General features: G+C 59.3%; 1 protein-coding gene. It reads right to left on the bottom strand.

Going from position 1 to position 624, the window contains the following annotated elements:
* A partial coding sequence (locus tag IE038_RS24095; RefSeq protein ID WP_189396433.1) for a LysM peptidoglycan-binding domain-containing protein occupies nt 1–624 on the bottom strand: 624 nt, incomplete at both ends.

Here is a 624-nt window from a genome sequence, read left to right as displayed (position 1 = left end):
TCATAGCGTTGGTACCAGTCGCGGGCTTCCTGCAGGGTATGGAGTTGCCCGGACAGGTCCTCTTCGGTCGTCGGCGCGGGTGTGCTCGGCTCAGCAGGTTCGGTCGGCGCCTCACGGGTGAGCACGCCTGCCGCTTCGGCCTTGAGCGTCCAGTCCTCTTTGACGCAGCGGGTGCAACTGCACGCGGCATAAGGTACCTCGACACGGGCGCAGTGGCTGACGGGCTGGGCGGCGGCCAGCTTTTCGTGCAGTTCGTCCATCAGTTCGCGAACGAAGGCGACTTCCTGTTTCAGGGCCTTGGCCTGCGGGGCGGTCAACACGCACAGGTGCGGCGAGCCTGTTACATGGACCACATCAACCAGTTCTTCCTGGCATTCGGTTCGACCCTTAATGGAAAGGCAGGTCTGGTCATCAGCAAAGCTAAGGGGTGGTAATGGTATTTGTGACGGTATGGCAGGCAAGTTCAATTGCCAGCCCACCTTGATTACATCGGGATCCTTGATAATCGGATTGAGCGCCAGTACCTCTGGCACACTAAACCCATGTAGCTGAGCGATGAGCACCAGCGTGTCGCCGGCTTTGACGGTGTAGGCGTTAACCAGCATCTGTTTGTCGTCCTTGTAC

The organism is Pseudomonas laurentiana (assembly GCF_014648275.1).
Classification (GTDB): domain Bacteria; phylum Pseudomonadota; class Gammaproteobacteria; order Pseudomonadales; family Pseudomonadaceae; genus Aquipseudomonas; species Aquipseudomonas laurentiana.
This window is presented reverse-complemented; position numbering and strand designations above follow the sequence as displayed.